2 protein-coding genes are annotated in these 2959 nt (G+C 58.2%); both read right to left on the bottom strand.

Annotated elements, in window-relative coordinates; all coding sequences use genetic code 11:
• Nucleotides 1-264: 264 nt before the first annotated feature.
• Nucleotides 265-1767 carry a tetratricopeptide repeat protein gene (locus H5U08_RS14475; RefSeq protein ID WP_297034538.1) on the bottom strand — a complete coding sequence of 501 codons (1503 nt, stop codon included), beginning with the start codon at nt 1765-1767 and terminating at the stop codon, nt 265-267.
• A 133-nt stretch (nt 1768-1900) separates the two neighbouring features.
• A partial coding sequence (locus tag H5U08_RS14470; protein ID WP_297034535.1) for a CRTAC1 family protein occupies nt 1901-2959 on the bottom strand: 1059 nt, incomplete at its 5' end.

The following is a 2959-nucleotide window of genomic DNA, read 5'->3' as shown; positions in this document are numbered from 1 at the left end:
AGCCGCTGGTATTTCTCCCAGTCCCAACCTACCACCGGTAGGGGCGATTCATGAATCGCCCCTACAACACGCTGACGGCAAGCAAAACGGTCAGATTTGGGTAAGAGAAATTCATGAATGGCCATTCAACGTTTGATTACCCTTTCCCCGTGATCATGCGTGCCCTCTGATTGACCAGCCCATTGCCTTACCACGATGGGGTCCCCTTTTTCCGTCATCTAACGGCACTCAATCATTGAAACAGAAAACCGGCCCCTTTTTCAATCACGGTTGACCGCTTTGCCTGGCTGATGTTTCCTGCAGGATCATCTCGCGAAGCCTCTCCCACTCCGGTCGGCCGGGGGCAAGCTCCATCGCCGTTTGGAGTGCCTGCTCCGCCTTGTTTACATCTCCTGCCGCATGGGCGGCCTGGGCAAGGAGAGCATAGTTCGCCGCGGTGCCCGCAATTGCCACCGCTTTTTCCGCAGCCTTCAGGGCTTCGTCGGCACGGCCGGCCACCGCCAGATAGAATTGGGCGATGGCCACGTAACCCTCAGGTCGTTCCGGCCACCGTTCGCAGAATGCCCTGAGAATCTGCTCGGCCTCGGAAAGCCGCTGATTCCGCGACAGAATCGCCGCCAGCACAAGCGGATATTGCAGGCTCATGGGATCAAGCTCCATGAGCTTTTTGTACTGGGCGATTGCGTCGGCGTCGCGATGTTCCTGGAGGGCAAGCTGGGCCAGCATTTCCCTCGCGGCAAGATGGGACGGATCGAGAGCAATGGCCCGATGCCATAAACGCACAGCCTCCTCTCGGTTGCCTTTGGCCAGATAGATGCGACCAAGGTCGCTCTCGATGATGGCCGCGTTCACCGAGGCCTCTTTAAAATCGGTGCCGAGGGGCATCCCCTCCACGTGCAGATCCCGCTTTTTCATGAGTTCCCAGTACCTCGCCAGGATTTTTTCCGCTTCCGCCCGTTTCCCCTGCCGCAGATACACGCGGGAGAGCGCGTAAAACGCTTCTGCATAATCGGGATATTTTCGCACCGCGGCTTCATACGCCTCTGCCGCACGGTCCCACTCCTGGAGTAGTGTGTACGCTCGTCCCAAAAGGAATAATCCATGCGCCCGGGGATCCTTCTGGAGATAATCGGCGAGTACCTCCACGGCTTCCTGAGGACGAGCCAGATTTAAAAGGGCCTCCGCGCAGATATCGCGTGCTCGATAGTAACCCGGATCGAGCCCAATCGCCTGCCGGGCCCACGTGACCGCCTGTTCGTATTCACCCCGTTTGAAGGCCACCGAGGCAAGTCCCACATACGCATGCGCGTACTGGGGATTTTTCTGGAGACATTCGTTCCAAATGGCCACCGCCTCTTCCGACTTTCCCACCCAATCCAGAAAGCGGGCTTCCATCTCCCGGCAATCAATGTCGTCCGGATACCGCTGCCGAATGGTGACGATTTCCTGACGTACCTCCTCGATCAACTCGGCCGTGTTCTTCGGAAGGGGTGGGTTGGCAGAAGCGGCGGGATGCACCTCTTTTTTGGCGGGGTGTGACGCGTGTTGCTCCGCAGCCTTCTCTTCCGGTGACTGGACCATTCGCGGGCCGCTGACTCGGGCGAAGATGAAAACCATCGCCACCAGCGCGAGCAGCCCGGCAAGCACCATCCAGCCCGACGCGCGGCGTCCATCGGTGTTGGGGGAGGCGTTCGCTTCGGCGGTTTTTACGGCTGATGATTCGTCCATATTCGGAGGACCGTTGGTGGGCGACCTGTCGGCGGACATGGGACAGTTCCCGAACCCGCTTCGTGTTCCACATCGGCTTGAGGTTCTTCAGCGACCCTTTCCTGGCCCGCCCACTCAATCATGCAATTTGGGGACGCACAACGTTATTCTTGTGGGCGGACACCCCGAGTGCTCAATGAACCTCACGCCATCCTTCACCTTCCGTCACCACGATGCGTCGATCCGCGGGAATATTCTTGAAGATATCCACGTGACCACTCAGCCAGCGAACTTCCAGGCGATCCACGGTTTGGTGGGGTCCCAGGCCAAAATGCAGACGCATGCCGTAGTGGCTCTGATATCCGCGACCGCTGTGGACCTCGTCCACCTGCGTGAGATCCCCGGTCTGCACGATGACGTGGGAGCCCACCCCGTCGCGATTCGTTTGACGGCCCACAAGCTGCACCTCCAGCCAGTGATTGCTCGTCACTGTTTCGTTGCGAAGGATCGTGGGAGGACGCCGGGTGTTGAGGATCACCACGTCCAGAAGCCCGTCGTTATCCAGATCGTCGAATGCAGCGCCCCGTCCGACGGATTTCATCGTCAGACCGGCCTCCGCCGAGACGTCCACGAACTTTCCCGTGCCGTCGTTCAAAAGGAGAACGGGCGATGCCGCCAGCGAGGTTGTATCGTCGAGTTGTTCAATATTGTCGATGAGATGCCCACATACATAGAAGATATCTTTAAAGCCATCGTTATTGAAGTCGGCCAGCGTACATCCCCAGGTGACCTGGTTGAGCGATCGCGTTCCCGCCCCCGTCAGTTGCGTGACATCGTCGAAAAGATCGTTGCCCAGATTGCGATAGAGAGTTGCCAGTTGTCCCTGATATGACGTGACATAAAAGTCGATCAGACCATCGTTGTCATAGTCACCGGCGTCGACTCCCATCGCTCCGTGAGCCAGCCCCGCCGAGTCGAAAGCCACACCTGCCAGCATTCCGATATCCTCAAACCGGCCGGTCCCATCGTTTTTGAGAAGAGAGTTGCCGGGCGGTCCGTCGCTGTTAACAAAAATATCCGTGTCGCCGTCGTTATCGTAATCGGCACACACGATTCCCATCCCGCGGCCGCGATGCTTGTTCACACCGGACTGCTCACTGACGTCGGTGAACGTCCCATCGTGATTGTTGTGAAAGAGCATATCAGGAAAGACGGCAAATCGCGAGGGATCCGGGTAGATGCGAAGGCCTTT

Origin of the sequence: Thermogutta sp. (genome assembly GCF_014359955.1) — a bacterium.
GTDB lineage: Bacteria > Planctomycetota > Planctomycetia > Pirellulales > Thermoguttaceae > Thermogutta.
The sequence above is the reverse complement of the archived record's forward strand: the minus strand, read 5'-3'. Positions and strand labels throughout refer to the sequence as shown.